The organism is Nitritalea halalkaliphila LW7 (assembly GCF_000265075.1).
Taxonomy (GTDB): domain Bacteria; phylum Bacteroidota; class Bacteroidia; order Cytophagales; family Cyclobacteriaceae; genus Nitritalea; species Nitritalea halalkaliphila.
The window spans coordinates 19,618-45,851 of the sequence record NZ_AJYA01000008.1; the positions used below are offsets into that span (position 1 = coordinate 19,618).

The 26,234-nt window shown below is 50.9% G+C and carries 17 protein-coding genes and 8 pseudogenes; 15 read left to right on the forward strand and 10 right to left on the reverse strand.

The genetic code is table 11. The features are described 5' to 3' along the window. Nucleotides 1-261: 261 nt before the first annotated feature. A pseudogene (locus A3SI_RS03420) lies at nucleotides 262-1,133 on the reverse strand (SDR family oxidoreductase). A 68-nt stretch (nucleotides 1,134-1,201) separates the two neighbouring features. On the opposite strand from A3SI_RS03420, the gene A3SI_RS03425 reads away from it, so the two are divergent. Beyond that, nucleotides 1,202-2,056 (forward strand): hypothetical protein, encoded by an 855-nt coding sequence (locus A3SI_RS03425; protein ID WP_009053646.1) that lies wholly within the window; start codon nucleotides 1,202-1,204, stop codon nucleotides 2,054-2,056. A 73-nt stretch (nucleotides 2,057-2,129) separates the two neighbouring features. Here A3SI_RS03425 and ahcY read toward each other — a convergent pair whose 3' ends face one another. Genes ahcY through A3SI_RS20135 form a run of 3 tightly spaced genes read right to left on the reverse strand, consistent with a single transcriptional unit; the run spans nucleotide 2,130 to nucleotide 4,278 of the window. Continuing rightward, a complete protein-coding gene (ahcY, locus tag A3SI_RS03430; protein ID WP_009053647.1) occupies nucleotides 2,130-3,449 on the reverse strand; it encodes an adenosylhomocysteinase in 1,320 nt (439 codons plus the stop codon). A 59-nt stretch (nucleotides 3,450-3,508) separates the two neighbouring features. Further along, the gene (locus A3SI_RS20130) at nucleotides 3,509-3,952 is read right to left on the reverse strand and encodes a biotin--[acetyl-CoA-carboxylase] ligase (protein ID WP_162098410.1); all 444 of its coding nucleotides are present in this window, start codon (nucleotides 3,950-3,952) and stop codon (nucleotides 3,509-3,511) included. Next, nucleotides 3,898-4,278 (reverse strand): biotin--[acetyl-CoA-carboxylase] ligase, encoded by a 381-nt coding sequence (locus tag A3SI_RS20135; protein WP_009053649.1) that lies wholly within the window; start codon nucleotides 4,276-4,278, stop codon nucleotides 3,898-3,900. The genes A3SI_RS20130 and A3SI_RS20135 overlap by 55 nt, the downstream gene beginning before the upstream one ends. A gap of 82 nt (nucleotides 4,279-4,360) precedes the next feature. Here A3SI_RS20135 and rsfS point away from each other — a divergent pair, with 82 nt between their 5' ends. From rsfS to A3SI_RS03450, 3 genes are all read left to right on the forward strand, one after another. After that, the gene (gene rsfS / locus A3SI_RS03440; RefSeq protein WP_009053650.1) at nucleotides 4,361-4,717 is read left to right on the forward strand and encodes a ribosome silencing factor; all 357 of its coding nucleotides are present in this window, start codon (nucleotides 4,361-4,363) and stop codon (nucleotides 4,715-4,717) included. A gap of 55 nt (nucleotides 4,718-4,772) precedes the next feature. Next, a complete protein-coding gene (gene ftsH / locus A3SI_RS03445; RefSeq protein ID WP_009053651.1) occupies nucleotides 4,773-6,827 on the forward strand; it encodes an ATP-dependent zinc metalloprotease FtsH in 2,055 nt (684 codons plus the stop codon). 139 nt (nucleotides 6,828-6,966) lie between these two features. Then, nucleotides 6,967-7,650 carry a UDP-2,3-diacylglucosamine diphosphatase gene (locus A3SI_RS03450; RefSeq protein ID WP_009053652.1) on the forward strand — a complete coding sequence of 228 codons (684 nt, stop codon included), beginning with the start codon at nucleotides 6,967-6,969 and terminating at the stop codon, nucleotides 7,648-7,650. 156 nt (nucleotides 7,651-7,806) lie between these two features. Here the strand turns inward: A3SI_RS03450 and A3SI_RS03455 are convergent. Continuing rightward, a pseudogene (locus A3SI_RS03455) lies at nucleotides 7,807-8,234 on the reverse strand (FKBP-type peptidyl-prolyl cis-trans isomerase). A gap of 215 nt (nucleotides 8,235-8,449) precedes the next feature. Here A3SI_RS03455 and A3SI_RS03460 point away from each other — a divergent pair. Together A3SI_RS03460 and A3SI_RS03465 are read left to right on the forward strand one after the other, a co-directional pair. Next, a pseudogene (locus tag A3SI_RS03460) lies at nucleotides 8,450-9,842 on the forward strand (sigma-54-dependent transcriptional regulator). Then, a pseudogene (locus tag A3SI_RS03465) lies at nucleotides 9,832-11,174 on the forward strand (sensor histidine kinase). Before A3SI_RS03460 ends, A3SI_RS03465 begins: the two co-directional pseudogenes overlap by 11 nt. A gap of 194 nt (nucleotides 11,175-11,368) precedes the next feature. On the opposite strand, the gene A3SI_RS03470 reads toward A3SI_RS03465, so the two are convergent. Beyond that, nucleotides 11,369-11,788, reverse strand: a complete 420-nt coding sequence (locus tag A3SI_RS03470) for a hypothetical protein (protein WP_009053656.1) — start codon at nucleotides 11,786-11,788, stop codon at nucleotides 11,369-11,371. Between the two features lie 227 nt (nucleotides 11,789-12,015). Here A3SI_RS03470 and A3SI_RS03475 point away from each other — a divergent pair, with 227 nt between their 5' ends. From A3SI_RS03475 to A3SI_RS03490, 5 genes and pseudogenes are all read left to right on the forward strand, one after another. After that, nucleotides 12,016-12,918 carry a UDP-2,3-diacylglucosamine diphosphatase gene (locus A3SI_RS03475; protein WP_009053657.1) on the forward strand — a complete coding sequence of 301 codons (903 nt, stop codon included), beginning with the start codon at nucleotides 12,016-12,018 and terminating at the stop codon, nucleotides 12,916-12,918. Then, nucleotides 12,915-13,217, forward strand: coding sequence for a glycosyltransferase 28 domain-containing protein (locus A3SI_RS17040; RefSeq protein WP_009053658.1), 303 nt, complete (start codon nucleotides 12,915-12,917; stop codon nucleotides 13,215-13,217). The genes A3SI_RS03475 and A3SI_RS17040 overlap by 4 nt, the downstream gene beginning before the upstream one ends. Next, on the forward strand, nucleotides 13,166-14,035 hold the full coding sequence (locus tag A3SI_RS17045; RefSeq protein ID WP_238531576.1) for a glycosyltransferase family protein: 870 nt from the start codon (nucleotides 13,166-13,168) through the stop codon (nucleotides 14,033-14,035). Before A3SI_RS17040 ends, A3SI_RS17045 begins: the two co-directional genes overlap by 52 nt. 151 nt (nucleotides 14,036-14,186) lie before the next feature. After that, nucleotides 14,187-16,857: pseudogene (locus tag A3SI_RS03485) on the forward strand (MGH1-like glycoside hydrolase domain-containing protein). Further along, nucleotides 16,826-17,435: pseudogene (locus A3SI_RS03490) on the forward strand (ribonuclease HII). The pseudogenes A3SI_RS03485 and A3SI_RS03490 overlap by 32 nt, the downstream one beginning before the upstream one ends. Nucleotides 17,436-17,518: 83 nt before the next feature. On the opposite strand, the gene A3SI_RS03495 reads toward A3SI_RS03490, so the two are convergent. Beyond that, nucleotides 17,519-18,223: a hypothetical protein gene (locus tag A3SI_RS03495; RefSeq protein ID WP_009053663.1), complete on the reverse strand. Its 705-nt coding sequence runs from the start codon at nucleotides 18,221-18,223 to the stop codon at nucleotides 17,519-17,521. Between the two features lie 252 nt (nucleotides 18,224-18,475). Between A3SI_RS03495 and A3SI_RS03500 the strand changes: the two genes are divergently transcribed. From A3SI_RS03500 to A3SI_RS03515, 4 genes are all read left to right on the forward strand, one after another. Then, nucleotides 18,476-20,758 (forward strand): PIG-L family deacetylase, encoded by a 2,283-nt coding sequence (locus A3SI_RS03500; protein WP_009053664.1) that lies wholly within the window; start codon nucleotides 18,476-18,478, stop codon nucleotides 20,756-20,758. A gap of 81 nt (nucleotides 20,759-20,839) precedes the next feature. After that, on the forward strand, nucleotides 20,840-21,769 hold the full coding sequence (locus A3SI_RS03505; RefSeq protein WP_156810145.1) for an ROK family protein: 930 nt from the start codon (nucleotides 20,840-20,842) through the stop codon (nucleotides 21,767-21,769). A gap of 62 nt (nucleotides 21,770-21,831) precedes the next feature. After that, the gene (locus A3SI_RS03510) at nucleotides 21,832-23,199 is read left to right on the forward strand and encodes a pyridoxal-phosphate dependent enzyme (protein WP_009053666.1); all 1,368 of its coding nucleotides are present in this window, start codon (nucleotides 21,832-21,834) and stop codon (nucleotides 23,197-23,199) included. Nucleotides 23,200-23,298: 99 nt separating this feature from the next. After that, nucleotides 23,299-23,988, forward strand: coding sequence for a hypothetical protein (locus A3SI_RS03515; RefSeq protein WP_040670038.1), 690 nt, complete (start codon nucleotides 23,299-23,301; stop codon nucleotides 23,986-23,988). A 94-nt stretch (nucleotides 23,989-24,082) separates the two neighbouring features. Here the strand turns inward: A3SI_RS03515 and A3SI_RS03520 are convergent. From A3SI_RS03520 to A3SI_RS20140, 3 genes and pseudogenes are all read right to left on the reverse strand, one after another. Further along, a pseudogene (locus A3SI_RS03520) lies at nucleotides 24,083-25,128 on the reverse strand (VWA domain-containing protein). A 48-nt stretch (nucleotides 25,129-25,176) separates the two neighbouring features. Continuing rightward, nucleotides 25,177-26,025 (reverse strand): hypothetical protein, encoded by an 849-nt coding sequence (locus A3SI_RS03525; protein ID WP_009053669.1) that lies wholly within the window; start codon nucleotides 26,023-26,025, stop codon nucleotides 25,177-25,179. Continuing rightward, nucleotides 26,018-26,234: pseudogene (locus A3SI_RS20140) on the reverse strand (hypothetical protein); the annotation flags it as partial. The pseudogene A3SI_RS20140 and the gene A3SI_RS03525, both read right to left, overlap by 8 nt.

Here is a 26,234-nt window from a genome sequence, read left to right on the forward strand (position 1 = left end):
AGCTTGGATAAGGCGAAGAAAAAAGGGCAGGTGCGCCGGGCTAGGGCCCAAACAAAACCGAAAACATAAACCCCGATCCAGCCGTACCGAATCGGGGTTGCTCATCGCCAGCAGTAAGCAGGGAAAGCCCGTAAGGGACTCCCTTTGGCTCCTGCAAGCCCTGTAAAATAGGTCCACATGATCCTGAACCCCTATGTTACTCCATGGAAATGCGCCTAATCTTCCACCGCGCCTTTAGATAGCCCCAAAGCACCTTGGGGCTTAGCCTTTTTTTCCGCGCTGCGCTTCCATCATGTCCCACATCTCCGTCGGAATCAAGTCGAGATTATTAAACTCGCCCGCTCCCTTCAGCCACTCCCCTCCATCGATAGTAATCACCTCACCATTCACATAGGCAGAGAAATCGGAAACCAAATAGGCCGCTAAATTGGCTAACTCCTGATGCTCACCCACTCGTCCCACAGGCACCTTCTTCGCAGGATCAAATTTCTTTACCAAATCCCCCGGAAGCAAACGGCTCCAAGCTCCCTCGGTAGGGAAAGGCCCCGGCGCGATGGCATTCGAACGGATACCGTACTTGGCCCACTCCACCGCCAGCGAACGCGTCATGGCCAGCACCCCCGCCTTAGCGGCAGCACTCGGCACCACATATCCGGACCCCGTCCAGGCATACGTGGTTACGATATTTAAAAAAGTGCCCGGCGCTTTTTCTGAATCCAGTCTTTGCCCACCGTCAGCGTCACCTGAGAAGTCCCCTTCAGCACGATATCCAAGACCGTATTAAAAGCATTCGTCGACAGCCGCTCCGTCGGGCTGATAAAATTTCCTGCAGCATTATTCAGCACCACGTCGATGTCGCCCACAGCTGCCACCGCTTCCGCATACATGCGCTCCACGGCTTCCGCATCCCGCACATCGCAGGCCAGTGCTACGACCTTTCCGCCCGTCTCCTGCTCCATCTCAGTAGCCGCCTGCTGCAGCACGTCTAACTTGCGACTCGTAATGATAAGCGTGGCACCCAGGTGCAAAAAATAGGTGCTCATCGAGCGCCCCAAACCCGTACCACCACCGGTAACCAAAATATTTTTGCCCTTTAAAGCGTCCGCTTTCAGCATTCCTTCATTGAATTTCATCTATTTTTACGTTTAAGTTAGAACATGTACCTTCCAGCTGTAAAAGCTACGGATAATTTTAATATAAAATGCGTAAATCTTCCTCCATACACGCGATGCTGCCTCCCTTTTTAGGAAACGCATGGATAGCTTTAGGGTTTTCTCTCTTTTTCCTTTCTTGCGACCTAGAAACACCCCGCGCCTTAGAAACGAACCTGCTCATAGAGGCAGAAGAGCTCGTGCGCATCGAGCGAACACTCGTGGAAAGCACCTTTTTAGGCGTTTTGCCCTGGGAAACGTACTCAGAAACCAGCTGGCCACCCCTACCCGGCTGCCCGAGCATTCAGATGCTGGGCGATACCCTCGCCCTCACCTTTATCAGTCCCCGCGAAGAAGGCCCAGAAGGCTGTGAACGGCTCCTAAACCGTGGCGGAAATCTGCGCATCGTGCGTGGAGAGCGAGAAGGCCGCCCGCTCACCCGCATCGAATACGACAACTACCTCGTTCGCGCGGTACAGGTAAATGGCGTACGTGAATTTATCCTGCAGGAGAATGGTATCTTCGAAGAAAACAGCCCCGCTCCTATCCGCCTCACCTACCCGAGTGGCAGCAGTGCCCGCATCAGCATTCAAGCGCAGCATGAATTGGCTGAAGATGAAACGGGGGCACCCCTTTTACGCAGTACGGTGACCCGTTCAGGTCAAAACCAAACAGGAAGAAGCTTGCTCATGAGCAGCACGCGCCCTACAGAGCGCCTGCGCAGCTGCTGGGAACAGGACCGGATCAGCATGCGCGTCGGCGAAACCAGTGCCCGCATCGGTCGGGCAGCTGGCATGGAAGTTCGCCACACCGTCACCTTTGGACAGGAACTGGCCTGCACCAGCTTCGCAGACGTCACCCTGGAAGATGGTCGCCTCGTACGCATTAACTTCACCGAAGACTAAAACCCAAAAAAGGCCACCCCGAGCGATCAGGGTGGCCTTTTTTTTAAGGTACTTTGCGCGAGGCGCAGCCAACTTAATAGCGGTAATATTCCGGTTTAAATGGTCCTTCCGGTGTCACCCCGATGTACTCGGCCTGATCCTGAGAAAGGGTATCCAGCTCCACACCTAATTTTAACAGGTGAAGCGCCGCCACTTTTTCATCTAAATGCTTCGGAAGCACGTACACACCTGGCTCGTACTTATCGGTATTCGTCCACAGCTCAAGCTGCGCTAAAGTCTGGTTTGTGAAAGAATTCGACATCACGAAAGAAGGGTGTCCCGTGGCACAACCTAAGTTTACCAGGCGGCCTTCGGCTAAAACGATGATGTCTTTGCCCTCCACATTGTAGAGATCCACTTGGGGCTTGATCACATCCTTCGTATGCCCATAGTTTTTATTTAACCAAGCCATGTCGATCTCATTATCAAAATGGCCGATATTACACACGATCGCCTTATCTTTCATCGCCAGGAAGTGCTCCCCACGGATGATGTCTTTATTTCCAGTAGCGGTCACCACGATGTCCGCTTCCTTCACCGCATCTGCCATTTTCTTGACAGCGAAACCATCCATAGCTGCCTGAAGCGCACAGATCGGGTCGATTTCTGTGACGATAACGCGCGCACCAGCGCCTCGAAGTGAGGCCGCAGAACCTTTCCCTACGTCCCCATAGCCAGCGACAACAGCCACCTTCCCGGCCATCATCACATCGGTCGCACGACGGATCGCATCCACTAAAGATTCCTTACAGCCATACTTGTTGTCGAACTTCGACTTGGTCACAGAATCGTTTACGTTAATAGCAGGCATCGGAAGGGTTCCCTTCTTCATGCGCTCATACAGCCGATGGACCCCAGTCGTCGTCTCCTCGGAAAGGCCCTTTACGCCAGCGACAAGCTCCGGATACTGATCCAGCACCATATTTGTCAGGTCACCGCCATCATCCAAAATCATGTTTAGGGGCGCACGCTCTTCTCCGAAGAAAAGCGTCTGCTCGATGCACCAGTCGAACTCTTCCGCTGTCATCCCTTTCCAGGCATAAACAGAAATTCCTGCCTCCGCGATAGCGGCCGCAGCGTGATCTTGGGTAGAGAAAATATTACAAGAAGACCAGGTTACTTCCGCACCTAGGGCCACTAAAGTTTCGATTAAGACAGCCGTCTGAACTGTCATGTGCAGACAGCCAGCGATGCGCGCACCCTTTAAAGGCTGTGAAGCACCATATTCCTCGCGTAGGGCCATTAATCCCGGCATCTCTGCCTCCGCTAATCTAATTTCTTTTCTTCCCCAGGCAGCAAGGGAAATATCTTTCACCTTGTAAGGGATAAATTTGGCCGCTTTCGTTTCAGACATAAATAAAGTATTCTGTTTTAAGTAATTAATAACACGTAAAGATAAATAAAATTTGGCCTTTAGGTGTAAAGGTCCAGAAATTTAACTTCTTTAAAGGCATATTGGTTTCTTTCTCCCGACCTTTTTTCCAGGACCAGGTGCCCGCTGGGCAAAACATCCACCATCCGCGCCTCGAAGACCTCCTCCGTCTCATAGCGCCTCCAAGTCTCCATCCCGTAAAGTGCTAATTTATAATGCTCCTGAATGTCTGCGAAAACTTGTTTCTTTAACTTTAAATAATGCTGCTCGATACGCTTCACCAGCTGCTCCAGCAGCAGCGCACTATCTGTCCCCTGCCCCGTGAGAAGCGCTAAAGAAGTAGCCGTCTTGCTTTCGAATTTTCTTTGGTTTAAATTTAGGCCGATTCCGATGACACTGTAGCTTAACTTTTGGCCCACGAGGATGTTCTCTATAAGGATACCGCCGAGTTTCCCATTTTCAGGTGGATGATGTCGTTTGGCCACTTTATACGTATCTCCGGATCGAAAGCGTTTAACACTGTCATGACAGCAAAGGACACCGCCATGTTCAGCTTAAACTGTTCATGGGGAGGTAAAAAATGCGGCTCTACTACGAGCGAAAACGTAAGGTTGAGCCCCGGCTGACCCTCCCAAGTGTTGCCACGCTGCCCTCTCCCTTTGCTTTGATAATCGGTCACCACGAGCAGCCCCTCGCGCGCCTCCTGCGCACGAATCTTCTCTAAAGCGATATCATTAGTGGAGTGACACTCTGTCAGGTAAAGAAGTTCTTTACCTAAAAAAAGTGTATTGGCAAGGATTTTATACTGCATAAAAGAAGTTATAGTGATAGGCTTCGGGAATTCGCACACAAAGATAACAGATTCTTCCCGAATGCCGGTTGAAACCTAAAATATGACCGCAGAAGAACTGAGTAACATAATCGTACAAGGCATGGAGGATAAAAAAGCCTCCGACATTATCGTCATGGACTTAAGAGAGATCACACACACCGTGACTGATTTTTTTGTCCTTTGTTCTGGAAACTCTGACACACAGGTGGAGGCCATCGCCGATGCCGTGGAAGAGGCCGTCTGGAAAGCAAATCAAGAACACCCCTGGAAAAGTGAAGGGAAAACACACAAGCAGTGGGTGCTCATCGATTATGTAAATGTCGTGGCACATGTTTTCTTAAAAGAACGTAGAAGTTTTTACGGTTTAGAAGACCTCTGGGGCGATGCCAAAATAATACGAGTTGCCGAAAGCCGGTGAACTTTCACCTAGCTGAAACGTTAAAGAAAAAGTTTATAGCATTAATGAATGAGCGATGAGCGATAAAAGTAAAAAGAAATTTGCACCAAAACCTCCCCAAAAACCAAACTTTCAGTTATACCTGATTATAGCGGCAGTTTTGGTACTCGTGGGCGTGACTTGGTTCAATAGCTCAAACCGCGTAGTGGATATCACCCTGCGCAAGTTTGAAGACATGTACCGTGCAGGTGATGTGTCGAAAGTGGTCGTTATTTACAACCAAAACGTGGTGGAAGTGACCCTATCAGGTGAAGCCCTCGAGAAAAATCGCTATCGTGATGAGCTGGAACGAAATTCTCTGGTATTTAATCCAGCAGGGCCACACTACAGCTTTAAGGTAGCCTCCGTAGATAAGTTCATCGAAAACTTCGAGAAAATGGAGGACGAGGCGCCTGAGGACAGAAGAATCGGCCATACGGCCAAAACCCAAGAGTCATGGGGCAACTATTTCGGAAGTTTCGGCTTCCTTATTCTGCTTTTCTTCTTATTCTGGTTTATGATGCGCCGCATGGCGGGTCCTAGTGGGCCAGGTGGGCAGATTTTTAACGTCGGAAAATCGAAGGCGCAGCTATTCGACGCCGAAAATAAAGTTAAAATTACCTTTGATAACGTGGCTGGCCTCGATGAAGCGAAAGAGGAAGTCCAAGAAATCGTGGAGTTCCTGAAGAACCCTTCGAAGTTCACCAAACTGGGCGGTAAAATCCCGAAAGGTGCACTCTTAGTAGGCCCTCCAGGGACAGGTAAAACCTTGCTGGCTAAAGCTGTAGCGGGAGAAGCTGGAGTACCTTTCTTCACCCTTTCAGGCTCAGACTTCGTGGAGATGTTTGTTGGAGTGGGTGCGGCACGTGTACGTGACCTCTTTAAGCAAGCCAAAGAAAAAGCTCCATGTATCATCTTCATCGATGAGATCGATGCCATCGGCCGCTCGCGCGGCAAAGGCCAAATGCCTGGTGGATCTAATGACGAGCGGGAAAACACCCTGAACTCCTTACTCGTGGAAATGGACGGGTTCGGTACCGACTCCGGGGTGATCGTCTTAGCGGCTACCAACAGGCCTGATGTCTTAGATAGTGCACTCCTACGCGCCGGACGTTTTGACCGACAAATATCCGTAGACAAGCCAGACATCATCGGAAGAGAGGCTATTTTCCGCGTGCACCTGAAGCCGATTAAAACGGCCGATGATGTGGAAGCGAAAAAATTAGCCGCCCAAACACCCGGTTTTGCTGGTGCTGAGATCGCCAATATTTGTAACGAAGCAGCTCTTATCGCTGCCCGCAGAAATAAAGCCGCAGTAGATGCACAGGATTTCCAAGATGCCATCGACCGTGTCATCGGAGGTCTGGAGAAGAAAAATAAGATCATCTCTCCCGATGAAAAGCGCATCGTGGCCTATCACGAAGCTGGACATGCAGTGGCAGGATGGTTCCTAGAGCATGCAGACCCCTTAGTGAAAGTGAGCATCGTTCCGCGTGGTGTGGCCGCTTTGGGCTATGCCCAATACCTCCCGAGAGAGCAGTTTCTCTACCAAACGGAACAACTTATGGATGAGATGTGCATGACCTTAGGTGGACGTGCAGCGGAGGAGTTAATCTTCGGAAAGATTTCCACAGGAGCGCTTTCAGATCTCGAGCGTGTGACCAAGATGGCCTACTCCATCGTGAGTGTTTACGGGATGAATGATAAGATCGGAAATGTCTCCTTCTACGATAGCAAGGGTTCCGAATACCGCATGCAGAAGCCGTATTCCGATAAGACTGCTGAAACGATCGATGAAGAGGTGCGCAAGTTGATTACACTCTGCTATGAGCGAACCAAGGTACTTCTTCAGGAGCGCATGGAAGAGCTAGAAAAACTGGCGCAGGAGCTTCTGAAAAAGGAAATTCTCTTCCAAACCGACTTGATCGCACTTATCGGCAAGCGTCCATTTGACAAGGAAACGACGTATGAAGCCTTCACGAAGAAGGTAGATGAAAACGATCGTAAGCGCGAGGAAAAGCAGCAGACGCCGCAAGCTTCCACAGGAAATTCCGATGAAACCAAAGAGGAGGAAGTAGAGGATAAAAAGTAAGTTCTCATCCTCGTGTAAAGGATACGATTGCGCTGGAACCACAGGTCTCAGCGCAATTTTCTTTTTAGCCCTACCCTATTCGCTTTTGCTATCTGGCAGAGCCGCCGATTTCGGATGAAAAAAATGTATCTTTGCGGCCATGAAACTGACAATACCTGAGGGCAAGCGGGTTTATTTCGCTTCAGACTTTCACTTGGGGGCGCCCGATTTTTCGCAGAGCAAAGCCCGAGAGGAGAAAATCTGCCGCTGGCTGGAGCGCATACGCACCGATGCGGCAGCACTCTTTTTGGTGGGTGACATTTTTGATTTTTGGTTCGAGTACAAGCATGTGGTACCGAAAGGATTCATTCCCTTTTTAGGTAAACTAGCCGACTTACGGCAGGAAGGCCTACCGATTTACCTCTTCACCGGCAACCATGACCTCTGGATGCAGGACTATTTTCCTACCGAGTTGGGTATTCCCGTTTTTCATCAGCCACAAAGCATTTTACTGAACGACACCAAACTACTTGTCGGGCATGGTGATGGCCTGGGGCCGGGAGATCGTAAGTATAAGGTACTGAAAAAATTCTTTACTAACCCCGCCTGTCGCTGGCTATTCCGCTGGCTGCACCCCGATGTGGGCATGCAGATCGCGTTAAACTGGTCGTCCAGCAGCCGGGCTTCGAATGCGCTGAAAAATGAAGATTTTTTCCGAGGTCCGGATGAGTGGCTTTGGGCCTATGCCCAGCAGATCGAGGCTCAGGAACACTTTCCCTATTATGTATTCGGACACCGACATCTGCCTTTAGATTTGCCCGTAGGCAAAGCAGCCGCTACCTGAATCTCGGCGAATGGATTAGGCAGTACACCTATGCCGTGTACGAGGCGGGGAAGGTCGAGCTACAGGTTTTCGAGGCTGACACCGCAATTATACGCCAATAAAAAAACAGCACACCGAATCCGGCGTGCTGTTTTTTATAGAAAGGGGTGCTCGAACTTAGTCGATAGACACCAGCTCGATGTCGAAAATCAAGTCTTTGCCCGCTAGAGGATGATTCGCATCCAGGACAATCTGCTCTTCGTCTACGCTTACCACCACTACTGGCATCGGCTGCCCTGGGGTCCCTGAAGGGAAAGCTGCATCCCGATTTCAGGCTTGATGTTTTCAGGCACCTGATTAATCGGAACGGGCACCATCATATCGTCACGACGCTCACCATACGCTTCAGCCGCAGGAATCGTCACTGTTTTTTCTTCGCCGATGGCCATACCTGTTACCGCCACATCAAAGCCCTTAATCATATTTCCATCACCAAGGGTGAACGCTAAAGGCTCACGCTCCCGAGAGGTATCGAAGACAGTTCCGTCTTCTAATTTCCCTGTATAATGTACTTGGACTTTGTTTCCGCTAATTGCTAAAGACATACGTATTACTATTTTATTTGAATAATCCTTAAAGATAACCATTTTCAGAGGGCTAAAAAAACCCAAGCCAAAGGAAATGCGTAAAGTGTCCGATTCCGAACGTATTATGTCCGAATTTGTTCGTAACTTGGCTTTTGACCGCCTAAAAACGAGCTTCCTAAGCCTTTTTTGGCTTTGGCACTATTTTGTTAGCAGCAGCACCAAACAGACAGCTTATGGACCAGACCGCACTAGGGAAAATCCTGATTATAGACGACAATGAAGACCTACTTTTCGCAGCCAAAATGCTTTTAAAAAAGCATGCAAAAGAGGTACATATCGAGCAGGATCCTCGAAGAATTCCTTTTTTAGTGTCCAACAAGCAGTTCGATGTCATCCTGCTGGACATGAACTTCACGGAGGACACGACCTCAGGGAAGGAAGGTTTTTACTGGTTAAAGCAGATCAAGGAGCTCGATCCGCAGGCGGTGGTGATTTTGATTACGGCCTTCGGCAATGTGGAAATGGCCGTACAGGCCCTTAAAGAAGGGGCGACGGATTTTATCCTGAAGCCATGGCAAAATGAAAAGCTGCTGGCCACACTGAGCGCTGCCATGCGCTTAAAAGAAAGCTACACCACGATCGATAAGCTTTCGGACAAGCAGAAACAGCTGCAGTCGGATCTTAAAAAGCCTTACACGGAAATTATCGGCGATAGCCCTGCGATGCGCAACATTTTCGCGATCATCGATAAAGTAGCCGCTACGGATGCGAATGTACTGATTCTCGGGGAAAACGGAACAGGAAAAGAGCTGATCGCGCGCGCTATACATGACCGTTCGCTGCGCAGGGATGAAATTTTCGTGGGTGTAGATATGGGAGCGATTACGGAAACACTCTTCGAGAGTGAGCTCTTCGGCCATAAAAAAGGTGCGTTTACAGATGCCAAGGAAGATCGGGCGGGCCGCTTTGAGGTAGCCGATAAGGGCACGCTTTTCTTAGATGAAATCGGCAACCTGAGACTGCCCAATGCAGTCGAAGCTGCTCACCGTGCTGCAGCGCAGGGAGGTGACACGGATCGGCTCGAATAAGGCGCAGGCCATCGATATTCGGCTGATTTGTGCCACGAACATGCCGGTTCATGATATGGTGATGGACAATGGCTTTCGACAGGACCTGCTCTATCGCATTAATACGGTAGAAATCTTTTTGCCGCCGCTGCGGCAGCGTCATGAGGATATTCCGGTGCTGGCCAAGCATTTCTTAGGTATCTACGCGAAAAAATACCGTAAAGAATTCGCGGGTTTTACCCCTGAGGCCCTGCAGTTACTTGGTAATTACCCTTGGCCGGGTAATATTCGGGAGCTGCAGCATGCCATCGAACGCGCCATCATCATGGCAGAAAAAGACCACCTCGACAGCCGCGACTTTTTCTTCCTATCGACCAAAGTCTCCCCCGATAAACAGCCTGGCAGCACGGCTGCTACTTCGTATAACTTAGACGAGGTCGAGAAAAATGTCATCCAACGTGCCATCGAAAAACATGGTGGAAATATATCCAAAGCAGCGAAAGAGCTGGGGCTGACCCGCGCATCGTTGTACCGAAGATTAGAGAAATATGGACTTTAAAATCGGCCTCCTCGGTCGCATCACTGCGTTAATGCTGAGCACGCTACTCCTAGGCTATCTGATGGCCAAAGGAGGTAGCGTTTTCTTCATTTGCCTGGTGCTGCTGGGGGTTGCTACCAGGTCTTTGCGCTTACGCGCTACGCAGAAGGCTCCTTTACCACCGTGCGCGAGTTTTTAACCAATATCAAAAAGAGTAATTATACCTCGGTTTATCCGGTCAAGTTCGACGGAACGGAAATCGATGAGCTCCATATCGATTTTAATACGATCCTGGCGAAACTAAAGGAGGATCAAGCGGAAAAGGAGGCGAACTATCAGTATTTCCGCTCTGTTTTTCAGCATTTGTCCATCGGACTGATCACGTTCAAGCCAACCGGAGAGGTACAGATCTTAAATACCGCCGCCAAAAGGATGCTGGCCATCGAAAATTTAGGCCACATGCGGGAAGTAGAAGGCATCAATAAGGAGCTCGCCCTAGCCATCAGCGACCTGCGCACCGGCGGGAGTGAGCTCATCAAGTTTGCACACCCTGATGGCATCATGCAGCTTTCCGTATATGCGATCGAGCTTTTTCATCGGGATACGAAAATCAAGTTGGTCTCGCTCCAAAACATTCAGAGTGAGCTGGAAGACAAGGAGATGGAGGCTTGGCAAAACCTAGTACGTGTGCTCACCCATGAAATCATGAATTCGATTGCTCCGATATCCTCTTTGGCCGCCACGATTCAGGGGGAGCTCTATGACAAATTAGACCGAGAGGAAGAGGTTGGCTTAGCAGACATGGAAGATTATGCACTGGCTATCAGTACCATACAGCGACGCAGTGAGGGGCTAACCTCTTTCGTGGCTGACTTCCGGAATTTGGCACAAATCCCCAGTCCAAAATTCGAGGCCATCCGCATTCGCTCGCTTTTCGGGGCCCTGCAGGTGCTGCTACAGCATCAGCTCGAGCAGGGGCAGGTGCATTATCGCTATCGTGTGTTGCCCTCAGACTTGATCGTCTATGCGGATAAACACCTCATCGAGCAGGTCTTGATTAACCTCATCCAAAATGCCATTCATGCCATGGAAGAAGCTCCCGTAAAGGAGCTGGAGCTACAGGCACAGCTAGACGAGGCGGGAAAGATTATTATCAGTGTGAGCGACACGGGAAAAGGCATCGAAGAAGAGGCCTTAAGTAAAATTTTCATTCCCTTCTTTACCACAAAAAAGAAGGGCTCTGGGATCGGTCTTAGCTTATCGAAACAAATCATGCGCCGCCACAAAGGCAATATCCTCGTGCATTCGAGTCCCGGTAAAGGCACCCAGTTCAAGTTGGTGTTTAACGCTTGATCTGTAGCCTGGGCACGGAGACACTGCTGCGCAGGTACGCGGAAGACGACTAAGATTGCGGAGCCTGCCTAAGTTCGTGGTCTGTACGTAGGTGTGGGTGTGTATAGGTGTGAAACGCTTATTGTGGGTGTGCAATACTCATTTGGACTTGCCATAAATGAGCAAGGGGCCTTCACAGCTCGCCATTTCGGAGTTTACGAGCTCGAAATCAGGCTTAAAAAGAGCTTTTCTGCATCCAGCTCTTGACAGCTAGCCACGATATCAGTACCTGTGTCGAAGACGAGGCGCAACTCATAAATAAACCGCGGATCCTCTGTCGGCAGCAGCTCAAAACGGCCGAGCGCTTGGTAAGGGCTGAAAAGAGCCTCTTCCTGCTGCTCATCCCGAGCACGGTAGCGCTGCTCACTTAGCTTGATAAAGGTTTGATCTTGGAAAAAAATGTAGCGATCCCTTTGCCCTTCCAGGGCAAATCCCTGCGGCGCATATAAAATCTCATCCTTCAGTTCCCAGTTTCCGAGCACCCGAAAAGCCGGATCCTGAGGCTCCTTATCGCAGGAGCTCAAGCCTACCAGGGCCACAAAGGCGAGTACGAGGGGGATCCAATTTGATTTCATCTGCACTATATACGCATTCAGGCGTGTATCTGTTTACTTGAGGTCGGGATATTAAAGAGAAATTTTCAGTTTTCCTAATACTGCCTTCACAATTCCACCCTGGCACTTTAAAAAATCGAGAAGACAGAAGAAAATCTTCTCATTAACTTCATCCCATAAATTTTCTGTGGCTGCGGAAATGCACGAAATTAGTTGCACGTCGAGAATCCTAAAACACTGCAAGCCGCGTGAAAACACACTACAAGACATTAATCATTTCTGATCTGCATCTGGGGACTTCTGGCTCTAAGGCCAAGGAACTGGGTCGCTTTCTGAAACTGCACACCTGCGAGACCCTGATCTTAAATGGTGACATCATCGATGGCTGGCAGTTGAAAAAATCCGGAAAATGGCGCCGCAAGCATACGCGCTTTTTTACGCGAATGTTAAAAATGATCGAGCAGGATAACACGAAGGTCTTTTACCTGCGCGGAAATCACGATGACTTTTTAGATCAGATTTTGCCCTTGCAGATCGGCAACCTACACATCCAAAAAGACCTCCTCTACGAAAGTGCCGATAAAAAATACTGGATCACGCATGGCGACATTTTCGATAGCGTGACCAGCCAGTTTCGCTGGATCGCCTACCTCGGGGACCAGGGCTACACCTTTTTGCTTTGGCTAAATAAATGGCTGAACTACCACCGGCGGCGGCGCGGGCTGCCCTACTTTTCGCTCAGCCAGTACGTGAAGGCACGGGTAAAATCTGCCGTCAGCTACATCGACGACTTCGAGCAGGAGCTGGCGAAAATGGCACGTGCCAAAGGCTGCGATGGCATCATCTGTGGCCATATCCACAAGGCCGAAAACCGGATGATCGACGGGATTCACTACCTAAACTCGGGCGACTGGGTGGAGACCATGAGCGCGCTGGCAGAAGATGAGGCTGGCAACTGGCAGGTGATCTATTACCATGAGGCCGGGGGCCAAAAAGCGGTGCCTGAGCAGGAGACAGAAACTCTCCCAGAGCAGGAGCAGGAGGCAGCCTCTAAGCCCGCAGACACTGCCTGGGCAGCAGGCCTGAAAACGGTGGCCTTTAGCGCCTTTTTATCGCCACATGCCTCCGACCCACGAAAAGATACCCCATGAAAATCGCCTTCATCATCCAGGGCGAGGGGCGCGGACACCTTTCGCAGGCGCTAGCGCTGGCCCCTATCCTCGAGGCAGCAGGCTGGGAAATCTGTGCCGTCCTAATCGGACAAAGCCGCCGGCGTAGTCTCCCCGCATACGTGCAAGCAGGGTTTAAGAAGCCCATCGTGCGCTTTGCTAGCCCGAACTTTGCGCTTCAGCGCGGCGCCGTGGCATTTCCTATGGACGCACCCTGGGCGAAAATCTGCTGCGCCTACCCGAATTTTTACGTAGTCTCCGCATCCTGCACCGCTGCCTGAAAGAAGCGCAGCCAGACGTTATCCTGAACTTTTATGAGCTGCTGCCTCCGCTGTACCGCTTGCTCTATCCGCAGTCGGCCCGCTACTGGTGCATCGGCCATCAGTACACCTGCCTGCTGCCTGGTTTCCCCGCATCGCAGGGGCAGCACTTCGCTCGCAGGCTCTTTCGGGCGCTCAGTGCCTGGACAGCTTGGGGCGCTGATCGGCTCTTTGTTCTGCATTATGCCGGGTTTCAGCGAAGGGAAGGCCGGGCCCTTCTGATGCCTCCCCTGCTCCGTCCAGAGCTGTATGCGCTGCAGCCTAGGCAGGGGGAATATGTCTTGGCCTATGCAGTCAACTATGGCTATGCCGAAGAGCTGAAAAAGGTAGCAGCCGCTCATCCGGATTGGCAGTTACGTGCCTTTTGGGACCATCCAGAGCATCCTGAGCCCTATCAGGCCGCCCCGAACCTCTGCTTTTATCCTTTAAATGGAGCGCACTTTTTAGAGCAGTTGGCTGGCGCCAAAGCCTTCTTAAGCACGGCCGGTTTCGAGTCGATCTGCGAAGCGCTCTACCTCGGGAAACCCCTTGCTGTCCTTCCGGTGGCGGGTCAGTACGAGCAGCACTGTAACGCTGAGGAGCTGCTGCAGTTGGGCCTTGGGCAGGTGGTTCAGACCTTTCATCCGGGTGTTTTGATGGGCACTGCTTCAGCTACAGCGGCCACTGTCCATTACCCAAACCAAGAGGAGGCAAAAAAAATTTGGCAAGCTGCCTTCCAGGAAGCCGCCACACCGCAAGCAGAAAGAAAGAGGGAAATGACTGAATTCCAGTTGAAATGAGCGCTAAGCCTCGGCCTTCCTAACTGCTTCAGGAGGCTATGCAAACGATTTCGGAAAATAAATAACGCAAAAAACGAAACTCATCCCCTAAAATCGCGCTTTCGTAGGTGATTATCTTGTAAATTCAAGGTTCAATTTAGGCCCACAAAGCATGAGTACGGAAAAGGCAAGACTGGAAGAGGATAAAGCGAAAAAAAAGCATTGGAAAAAATGGGGCCCTTACCTGACAGAACGTCAGTGGGCACAGTGCGCGAAGATTATAGCCCAAATGGGTCTGCATGGGATAATGTCACCCATGACGATGCCCGCAGCAAGGCCTATCGCTGGGGGGAAGAGGGTATCGGTGGCATTTCCGATCACAAGCAGAAGTTGTGCATCGCCTGGGCTTTTTGGAATGGCAAAGATCCTTTTATTAAGGAAAGGCTTTTTGGCCTTACAGGCCCCCAAGGCAACCATGGCGAAGATGTAAAGGAACTATATTACTACCTGGACTCTACGCCTACGCACAGCTACATGAAAATGCTGTACAAGTATCCACAGCAGGCGTTTCCCTATCAAGACCTCATCGAAGAAAACCGGAGGAGGACAAAGGAACATCCAGAATACGAGCTGCTGGACACAGGCGTCTTCGATGAAGACCGCTACTTCGATATCGAGCTGGAGTATGCCAAGCAGGACGTGGAGGACATCGTTCTGAAGGCAACTATTCATAACCGTGGACCGGAGACGGCCTCCATCGTGGTGATGCCTACGATTTGGTTTCGCAAGACCTGGTTCACCGGACATGAGCCTTTTATGCCCTCCCTGAGTAAAAAGTCCGACCATCAGCTCATGGCCTTTTCGCCGAAAAGTGGGAATTTCTATTTCAACTTCAGCGATTCGCCCGAGCTGCAGTTTTGTGATAACGAGACCAATCGGGAGCGGCTCTACCGTATCCCTAATGAGAAAAAATACTTAAAAGACGCCATAAACGATTACGTGGTGAAAGGCGAAACGGCCCACTTAAATCCTGCATTCCGTGGGACGAAGGCTGCCGCTATTTACCGCCTGGAAATTCCCGCAGGCGAGCAGCGCAGTGTGAGCTTGCGCATGAGTCACCTCGACCATGCTCAGGCCATGGAGGAGGCGGAAGGTATTTTGCGCCAGCGCAAAGAGGAAGCGGATGCATTCTATGACGCCTTCCAAGCACGGGTGACAGATCCTGAGCACCGAAATATACAGCGTCAAGCATTCGCGGGTATGATGTGGTCCAAGCAGTTTTATTACTACAACGTGGAGCGCTGGCTGGAGGGAGATCCCGGACGCTATCAGCCCCCTAAGCAGCGGAAAAAGGGCCGAAATCACGAGTGGACGCACCTCCAAAATTACGATATCATCTCCATGCCCGACAAGTGGGAATACCCTTGGTATGCGGCTTGGGACCTGGCCTTCCACTGCATCCCGATCGCGCGTATCGATCCGGAATTTGCGAAGGAACAGCTGCTACTACTCTTAAACGAGTGGTACATGCACCCGAATGGTCAAATTCCGCCTACGAGTGGAATTTTTCCGATGTGAACCCACCCGTTCATGCGCTGGGCGTTTCGCGGGTGTATCAAATCGACAAGAAAGCCAATGGCGGCAAGGGGGATTTTGAGTTCTTAGAGCGGGCCTTTCATAAGTTGATGCTCAACTTCACCTGGTGGGTAAACCAAAAGGATGGGGATGGCAAAAACATTTTTGAAGGAGGCTTCCTGGGACTGGATAACATTTCGGTAATCGACAGAAGTCATGCGGCCAAATACTTGGGTAAGTTGGAGCAGGCAGATGCCACCTCTTGGATGGCGATGTTCTGTCTGAACATGCTGCGCATTTCTCTCGATCTCTGCGAGTTCAACAAGGTCTACCAGCATACGGCGACAAAATTTCTGGAGCACTTCCTCTACATCGCAGGCGCGATGAATAACCTTTCGGGGGAAAATATCAGCATGTGGGACGACACGGAAAACTTCTTCTTTGATGTCTTTCACCTGCCAGGAAAAGAGCCGAAGGTGATGAAACTGAAGTCCATCGTGGGCATCATTCCGCTTTTCGCGGTAGAGCCGATTCGCGAGGAGATGTTCGAGGGGCTGCCAGAGTTTAAAAAGCGGATGGACTTCTTTATGAAAGAGAAGCCAAAATTAGCCGCGCTGGTTTCTTCTTGGATTCAACCTGGAAATGAGAAGCGACGGCTCTTTTCCCTGCTTCGTGGGCATCGGATGAAGAGCATCTTGCATAAAATGCTCGATCCGGAGGAGTTTCTCTCCCCTTATGGCATTCGCTCTATGTCAAAGGATCATGAGAAAAACCCCTATTCCATGCGGCTAAACGGCACGGTCACCACTGTGAAATATGTGCCCGGTGAGTCCGATACGCTGATGTTCGGAGGCAACTCGAACTGGAGAGGGCCTATTTGGTTTCCGATCAACTACCTGATTATCGAGTCTTTAAAGAAATTTGATTTCTACTACGGTGGAGAGTTTTCGATCGAGTACCCCACAGGAAGTGGAAATTTCTACACCATGGACCTCATCGCGAAGGAGCTATCCATGCGCTTAATTCAGCTCTTTATGCCCGACGCCTCCGGCAAAAGACCCGTAAATGGCCCTTACGATAAGCTCAACACGGATCCTCACTTTAAGGACTATGTGCTTTTCTTCGAATATTTCCATGGAGATAATGGGCGTGGGATGGGCGCCTCGCATCAGACAGGCTGGACGGGCTTGGTCTCTGAGCTCATTTACAAGTATTACAAGGAAGAACGCTACACGAATGAACCAGCTCCTACCTTATTTAGAAGCTAACCGTTTAGAGGCAGGTTGTGATGAAGTAGGCAGGGGATGTCTCGCAGGACCCGTGGTGGCCGCTGCAGTGATATTGCCTGCCGACTTCTATCATCCACTCTTAAATGACTCGAAAAAAGTCCCAAAGGCGGCCCGCCCTGAACTCGCTGCCTATATTCAGGAAAATGCTCTCGCCTGGCATGTCGCCCAAGCGGAGGTAGAGGAAATCGACCGCATTAATATTTTAAACGCTTCCTTTTTAGCCATGGAAAGGGCCGTACAGGCTTGAAAGAGGCGCCCGACTTTTTACTCATCGACGGCAACCGTTTTCGTACACGCTTGGATATCCCTTTTTCCTGCATCATTAAAGGAGATGGCAAGTTTCAGAGCATCGCAGCGGCTTCCATTCTCGCGAAAGTGTTTCGGGATACGTTAATGGCAAGTTTAGCAAAGGAATTCCCTATCTATCAGTGGGAAAAAATGCCGGTTATCCGACTAAAGCCCATCGTGCGGGCATCTCAGCGGCTGGAATAAGCCCGCATCATCGAAAAAGTTTTCGGCAGCTGGCGGAGACGCTGCCCATTCCCTATTCTTCTTAGTTCGCTTTGCGGCGCGCCGCAAAAACTCCTCTCCACCTCGCACCTTTCCTATTTTCGGGAGCATTCCTGCACCCTTAGAGGAGTTAATCGATGAAAAGCTGACGCTTGTAAACGATTTGAAACTGCCCGAGCATATTTTGGAAGCGATTTGCAGAAGTATTTCCATCGAGTGCATCCGAAAGGCTTATAAAAAGGCTGCCTTCTACCCCGATACGGTCTTTTTCACTTAGACGGAAGTATGCTCCTGTGCGGACGGGAAAGTACATGTGTACGCTCGTTTCGCGCCTCTGAAGCGTGTTTTCGGCGGGAGTCTCACCCTGCTGAATCTGGACCAGGCGATTCACCACCATACCCCCAACCCCTGCGGCAGCGTACACATTAAAGCGGTTTCCCCCATAGAAGGGCGAGCGCGAAAACAAGTAAGCACGCGGTGCTACATCGATAAACAGCGCCTGACCCGACATCTGAAAAGCTGTCTCAGCCTCCGCCCAGTTGGCCAGCCGAGTTTCGGACTGCGCACTGAAGGGCAGGCTACTTAAAAACTGCACCCCAGTCGTGGCCTGCACAGAAAAATGCCTGTTGAGCTCCTGCTCGAGACCAAGGCTAAATGCGGGCTGAAGGGCTACTTGGGCATTACTAAAATTTCCTCCCGTGGTGGCATACATAAACGAAGGTCCCGCTGCCACAGACACCCATCGCCTGTTGACTTTTTCACTCCAGTCAAATTTCTGACCGAAGGCTTCTGGAACGGCTAAAAAAACGAGCAAAAGAAAAAACGGGATACGCATATAGAACAATGTTTTCTATGACATTTCAATTCCCATGCCAAATACCACCTTTATTGCTTTAAAATAGAATAGATTGTATTTTAAACATGCCACCTCTTCTCGGTAGCTTGCCGAATATGGAGAGAAAAACAGGTTCTTTAATTAATTTTTATAAGAAGTATTTACCATAATTAAATTTTTTTATATATTTACCTCTTCATAAACCATCCCTTATGACGACGCAGACATTCACCCCCGTGGAGCAAGCCTTCCATGCACAGGCCGGCAGCCAGCATCAGCACCCGAGTTCCTTATGTGTTAGTTGACAACTTCCCCAAGCTGGGGCTACTCACCGCATGTCGGTTTTTAGAGTGGGTTTCGGCTAATCCCGAGGGGGTAGTCAGCTTGCCCACCGGAAAAACACCCGAATATTTTATAAAATGGACCCAGTTTTTACTACGGGAGTGGGATAGCCCGAAGGGCAAAGCGATCCGGAAGGAAAATGGCTTGGAAAAACTTGCCAAGCCCGTACTTTCTGGTCTCCACTTCGTGCAAATCGATGAGTTTTTCCCCATCAGCGCACGTCAGAAAAACAGCTTTCACCATTATGTGGAGGAATTTTATCTGAAGGGTTTCGGCTTGAAGCGCGAAAATGCGCTTTTAATAAACTGCGACGAAATTCCGCTAGCGGAGGGCAAGCATTTCTCAGAGGTTTTTCCCGATTTACGGGTAGACCTTTCTTTGCGCTTCCGCGAAGCGCAAAACCAGCAGGAAGCCCTCCAACAGGAATCCATCTATCGGATCGATCAGTGGTGTGGCGCTTATGAGGAGAAAATTCGCGCCATGGGAGGAATCGGCTTCTTCCTCGGGGGCATCGGTCCGGATGGACATATCGCCTTTAATACACGGGGCTCGCATCGCTACAGTGTGACGCGCCTGACGGAAACGAATTTTGAAACACAGGCGGTGGCGGCAGGTGACCTAGGGGGGATCGAAGTATCTGCTAATCGCCTGGTGATCACCATAGGTTTAGAAACGATTACCTATAAGCCGGATGCTGTGGCCATCATCATCGCCGCGGGAGAGGCGAAGGCCGGTATCATCAAGGAGAGCCTAGAACAGCCGCTATCGAACCGATTTCCTGCCACCGTCCTGCAGGTGCTGCCCAACAGCCGCTTTTATTTGACGAAAGGGGCCGCATGTAGGCTGCGGGATGAGGTCGATCGCTACTACCAGACGGGCCCCTGGAATGATGCGAAAACCGATCGCGCAGTGATGGATTTATGTAAAAAATTAGGTAAATATGGTCACCGTATCACCCTAGACGAGCTCAAGCAGGATCCTTATACGCGGCTGATTCCGGACCTTTCCGAAGAGACCATTTCCCAGGTCAGCGCCCGCATGATCGAAAAGCTGAATAGAGGCATCGAAAAGGAAACGCATCAGGTGCTGCTGCACACAGGGCCTCACCATGACGACATTTCACTGGGGATTTTGCCCCATATTACGAACCAACTAAACGAACGGAGTAATGATGCGCATTTCGCAGTGCTGACCTCTGGGTTTACGGCAGTGACGAATCGCTTCGTGATCGATACACTCATCGAAACCAAGCGCCTGCTCGATGAGGAACAAATTCAAATGGTCAAGTACGAAGATTTCTTTCGCAGCGGGTATAAGTTGAAAACCGATAAAGACGTGTACCATTACCTGACGAATGTCGCCTCAGAGCAGGAGCGGGAGCGGCTGCGTGGCCTGTGCCATCGCGTAGTGCGTGCCTTAGTTGAAATTTTCGCGATTCCCGATCGCCAGAAATTGCGTGAAACCATAAATGAGGTCATCTCCGTGCTCCGAAATTCCTACGATGGCGAAAAAAACCCGCCAAAAATCCAAAAGTTGAAAGGGATGATTCGGGAGTTTGAGGAAGAGTTGGTCTGGGCACACTTCGGGGTACAAGTCAAGCATGTGCATCATTTGCGTTTAGGCTTTTACACAGGAGATATTTTCACGGAGCAGCCCGAGCGCAAGCGGGATGTGGAGCCGATTTTAGCGCTCTTTCGTCAGGTGAATCCCACGAAAATTTCTTTGACCCTAGACCCAGAGGGCTCGGGGCCAGACACCCACTATAAAGTGCTGCAGGCTACGGCTGAGGCTGTGCGACAGTGGAGTAAAGAGCGGGACTGTAGCGACCTGCGCATCATCGGCTACCGAAATGTCTGGTTCCAGTTCCAAGCCGATGAAAGTGATGTAATCGTACCGGTTTCCTTGGGCGATATGTCGGTGATGGAAGACAGTTTTGCGAACTGTTACCTCAGCCAGGTGCATGCATCCTTTCCCAGCTATGCCCATAATGGCAAGTTCAGCACTATCGCTAAGCGCACTTGGGTCAGCCAGTTGAATGACATGCAGCTGCTTCTAGGTAAAAATTATTTTTACCTGCATGAGACTGCGCAGGTGCGCGCCAGCCATGGCTTGATTTTCTTTAAGGATATGGATGTGCCTACTTTTCTGGCGCATGCGCGTGCTTTAGAAAAAACGATGGAAGGGCTTCTATGAGATCGTTAAACCCATTACATGAATCTATTTTCTCACCTATAGAACCTATGCAGCAGCGTGGAGGCGCTGCTGCTTTTTCACATGAAGCGAATAGCACTTCCTATTTTAGGCATTGACATCGGGGGTACCAGCACGAAGGCAGCCCTCTACCAGGAGGGTACCTTGCGCCAGCACCGGCGCATAGCCACGCCTACCTCAGCCAGTGGAGAGGACTTCTACGCCTTCCTCTGCGCGCTTATCCAAGAGGAACTGGAGCGAGAAATGCTGGGAGGCATCGCGCTCGCTAGTCCTGGACTTATCGACGTACAGGGCGGGCGTGTCCTGCAGGTGAACAATCTTGCTGGCTTAGAAAACTTTCCCCTGTGTGCACGTTTGGAAGCGCGTTTTGGGCTTCCGGTAAGGCTGGAAAATGATGCGAATGCGCATGCGTACGCAGAACATAAAAACGGCGCTGCTCAGGGCAGTGAGAGTAGCGTTACTCTCTCCCTAGGCACCGGCCTGGGGGGAGGAATCGTCATGCAAGACCAGCTCGTACGTGGCGTATTCTCTGCCGCCGGCGAATGGTGCAGCGTCCCCTATCTGGAGGGCACCTTCGAAACCTACTGCTCTTCGGTATTTTTTTTTCGCGAATACCAGGGCAGTCCAGAGGCATGCTTTCAGGCCGCCCGCGCAGGTGAGTCGAGGGCCCTGCTGCACTGGGAAACTTTCGGCCGGCATCTGGGGGCACTGGCGCAGGTAATCGCCTCAGTGCTGGCGCCCGAATGCATCGTCTTCAGTGGCACCATCAGCCGCGCTTTCCCCCTCTTCGAAGGAGCGCTCCGAGAGACCTTTCAGCAGCATCCCTATCCGCTGCTGCGTACTCGGACGCAGATCCGGCAGGCAGCCCTTTCCGAAAGTGGGGTGATCGGGGCAGCCTCTTATTTGCGCATGCGCAAAAGCACCCTCAGCAGACTTCCCCACCCCACATTCTTCGCTGATTTCGGCTATTTAATACAGAATTGTATTTTCTGACCCGTATCTTTTAGCCCCAGTAAAATATTTAGTAACTTGCTGCTCTAAAACTGGACGCTATTATGATTTATAATTCCATCATCGAGACCATTGGGAACACGCCCCTGGTTCGCTTAAACAAGGTCAATGCTGGTATCCCTGGAGAGATTCTGGTGAAAGTAGAATATTTTAATCCCGGAAACTCCATGAAGGATCGCATGGCTATTAAGATGGTGGAAGATGCCGAAAAGGCGGGCATCCTAAAACCCGGCGGCACCATCATCGAAGGGACCAGTGGAAACACAGGCATGGGGCTGGCACTGGCGGCTATCGCCAAAGGCTACCGCTGCATCTTCACCATGGCCGACAAGCAGTCCAAAGAAAAGATCGACATTCTCCGTGCGGTGGGTGCTGAGGTGATCGTGTGCCCTACGAATGTCAGCCCAGAGGATCCACGCAGCTACTATTCGGTAGCACGTAAGTTAAATGCCGACATTCCGAATTCTTTCTACCCGAACCAGTACGATAACCTGTCGAATGCACAGGCGCACTATGAGACCACAGGCCCTGAAATCTGGAAGGATTCTGAAGGAAAAATCACCCATTACGCCGCTGGTGTGGGCACGGGAGGCTCTATGTGCGGCACGGCCCGCTACCTGAAGGAGCAGAACCCCGCGATCGTCACCGTGGGCATCGACACCTACGGATCGGTCTTCAAAAAATACAAAGAAACAGGTGTTTTCGATGAAAACGAGGTCTATCCCTATCTCACCGAAGGCATCGGAGAAGACATCCTGCCGAAAAATGTCGACTTCGACATGATCGACCATTTTATTAAAGTCACCGATAAAGATGCCGCCGTCATGACGCGCCGTCTTAGCCGAGAAGAGGGCCTATTCATCGGCTGGTCCTGTGGCGCTGCTGTACATGGTGCCCTCGAATATGCCCGCCAAAACCTGAAAGAGGGCGACCGCATGGTCATCATCCTTCCCGACCACGGCACGCGCTACCTCGGTAAGGTCTATAACGATGACTGGATGCGAAACCATGGCTTCCTAGAAGATAAGCAGTTCGCTACGGCCCGAGATATCTTAGCCGCTCGAAATGGCAGCTTCACCCTGCATGCGGTCAGAAAAGATACCACCGTACGGGAAGCGATCCAGCTGATGCACTCCAGCAGCGTTTCGCAGATCCCTGTGCTGGACGGACAGCATGTGGTCGGCTCGATCACAGACAGCAAACTACTCTCCCGCATCATCGAAAACCCAGATTTGCGCGAGCAGCAAGTAGAAGCGGTCATGGAACCTTCCATGAAATTCGTTGCGCTGGACAGCACGCTAGATGTACTCAGCTCCATGGTCGATAAAGAGAAGGCCGTATTGGTGCGTGACACCCAGGATCAGGTGCACATTATCACCAAGCATGACCTGCTGGAGGCCATGACGCGCTAAATGGCCGTCTGCAGCTGCAGATTCGCAAATAAAAAGTAAATAACAGCACCCTCGTGACTCCTCCTTGCGTAAGGATGCACGAGGGTGAACCGTTTTCCTATGGAAGAGCAAGCGATCAAAAGAGCCTTACAAGCCGCTGAAAAGGCGCCAGACTACTCCCTGGCAGGACAGCGCGCCTGGAAATTATTCAAAGAGAATGCCTGGATGAGCTTCGTCTATGGCATGGGAATCGTGGCGGCCCTCTTGCTACTGGTCCTCGAATACCCCGCCGTGTACCTGATTTTTAGCGTCCTCGTCCTTCCCCCTCTCTGCTTTGGCTTCTACCTCGTCGCGAATAAAAAACATCAGGGAGAGCCCATCGTCTACACAGACTTTTATCAGGGCTTTCGCTTCATGTATCCTGCCGTGTCGGTCTGGCTGATCGGACAGGCCGCCACCTTAGTGGGCGCTTTTTTACTTGTACTCCCCGGAGTCTATTTGTTAGTAGCCTTTAGCTATGGAAGCCTAGTCGCTTTATTTTTCGGCTTGGATCCCCTGCGCTCCCTCCTGCTCAGCGCGCAGCTTATTCATAAACACTGGCTACACTTTCTCCTCATCGGAGGTAGTGTCTATGCGCTAAATTTAGTGGCCTCCTTCCTCACCTTAGGACTTGGGCTCGCACTCACCCTGCCGCTCAGCTTTTACTTTTACTACTTCCTATTTTACGAACAAATCGGCCAGTATGCGCTAGAAGAAGAAGAAGAAGAAACCATAAACACGGAGGAAGAAAGCGAAAATCCCTTCTTCTAAACAGAGAAAGAGGGACCTTACGTTTTTTCGTTCTTATTTTTCGCCTAGCGGCAAAGCATACTTGGCCCACATCAGCACGTCTCCTCCAGAGGGGTTAATCCATCAGGAAGTTGTTCAAGAACGTGTTTTTCAGACCCAGCCAAACGAAGAAGCTGATGAGCCCCCAAAAGAGGTACACCCGATAAAAATCTACGGTCTCCTTATACCGTGACTCGATAATCTCAGACTTCTCTAAGGCGTCGATTTCATCGAAAATGCGATCTAGCGCATCGTTCTCCGTGGCGCGGAAAAACTGCCCTCCTCCCAGCTCCGCGATATCACGCAGGGTGGTCTCATCTAAGTAACTCTCGATCATCTGGGGGCGACCGAAAAAATCTTGCCCATAGGGCACCATACCATCTTTCCCCACTGCGATGGTATGAATTTTAATGTCTAAGGCAGAGGCCAGCTGTGCCGCATAAATCGGATCCACATTACCGGCGTTATTTTCTCCATCACTGAGCAGCACCATCACCCGGGAATTTTCCATGTCCTCCTTCATTCGGTTAGCACCTGCCGCGATGGCAGAGCCGATGGCGGTGCCCTTCGCATCCATCATGTTAAAGGTAATGTCATTTATCAGGTCGGAGAGCAGTTCGTAGTCTGTCGTCAGCGGCGCCAGCGAAAAGGCCTCCCCTGCGAACACTACGATGCCGATACGATCCCCCACCCGTCCTCGGATAAAGTCCTTCGCCACAGTTTTTACCACTTCCAGGCGATTCGGCGTGAAATCCTGCAGATCCATCGACTCCGAAATATCCAGCACCAGCATAATATCGATTCCCTCTGTGTACTGCTCCACCCGCTCATTCGTTTTCTGCGGACGCGCCAGCGCCACGGTGAGTAAAATCATGCTCAACAAATAATAAAAGGTGGGCACCAGCCGCAGATAGGTCCACACATTCTGCATGGTCTTCTTTCCCGGAATGGACAGGTCGAGCACCGGGTTTTCAGGATCTTGATAAACTTTCGGATCAGCAGGAGCAGGGGCACGGCCCAAAGCAAATGCAAAGCCCAGAGGTTTTCCCACTCATAGGAGCGGAAGGTATCTGGCGCGAACCAGAAAAAGGAGAAAAAGTCGGACAGGCTATTTACTTTCATGCGTACTGGCAGCTATTTTTTGAGCAAAAGTTTCTTCGCAGATGGCTTTTAATTCTTGGCAGGCGCGTGCGCTTTCGGCCGAAGCGGAGGCGCCGCATAGATGATGGCTTCGATGGCGCGGAATTCCTTCAGCAGGGCCTTATTCTCCATAAAATCAGCGATTTCAGAAGCAGTCCACTCGCGGAAAGGCCTTTGATTGAGATGCTGCATGTAGGCGCGCCACAAGCCCAAGAGCTCGTCTGCCTTTTCCATAGTAGGGGCCTCCAAGAAGGCTTCTTCCGTCTGCTGCCACTTGGTTTTAAAGCGCTTGTAGCGTCTTTTCTCCAAGAAGACTCTCCATCTTTGGCGCAGCCGATCCCCATAGACATAGAGGAGACCTGCTAACACGGCGATGAAAACGAGCCCTAAGATACCCCAGAGCCAGATATTAAAGCCTTTCGGCACTTCCTGGTAGGTGTTTAGCGAGAGTAAGTCCAAAGATTCGGGAAGGGCGCGCAGCACAAACTGCGTGGCGATAGGAAAGGGGATTTCGGCCTCATAGATCAGGCTATCAAACTCCTGAAGGGCGAACACGGGAAGGGCCAAGCTGAGCACACTATCCATCTCGAAGTGCGTGATGCGGTAGACTACGGAGTCGAGCGTCAGCCCGTCGGAGGTGCTGCTCGGGAAGGTTTGGCGTCCTAAAAGGACAAAAGGGGCATAGCTGTAGGTGCTGTCTGGGAAGACCACATTCAGCTGCTCCGGATAGCGCGCCTTTAAAACAAAGTGAGCAGGCTGGCCGATTTTCAGGGAATCTTCCATAAAATAGCCCCACACCTCCGCGTTTTGGCCGAAGGCCGGAGCCGAAAAGAGCCCGAAGGTTCCGTAAATAAGGAAGGCGATTAAGCGTTTAACCACGTTTCATGGATTTATTTCTGCTTTTAAACAGGTCGATGAGCGGAAGGACGATGTCATCACGGCTGTTCAACTGCAGGTAATTGATTTGATTTTTTTTACATAATTCACTGCAGCTTTTCACGATCGGTCGTGAACGTGTCAGCGATGCGCTTGGAGAAGGSACCGAAGSCTSGWAGGCGGTTGTTCCACCCAGGTGATGCTCCCGGTTT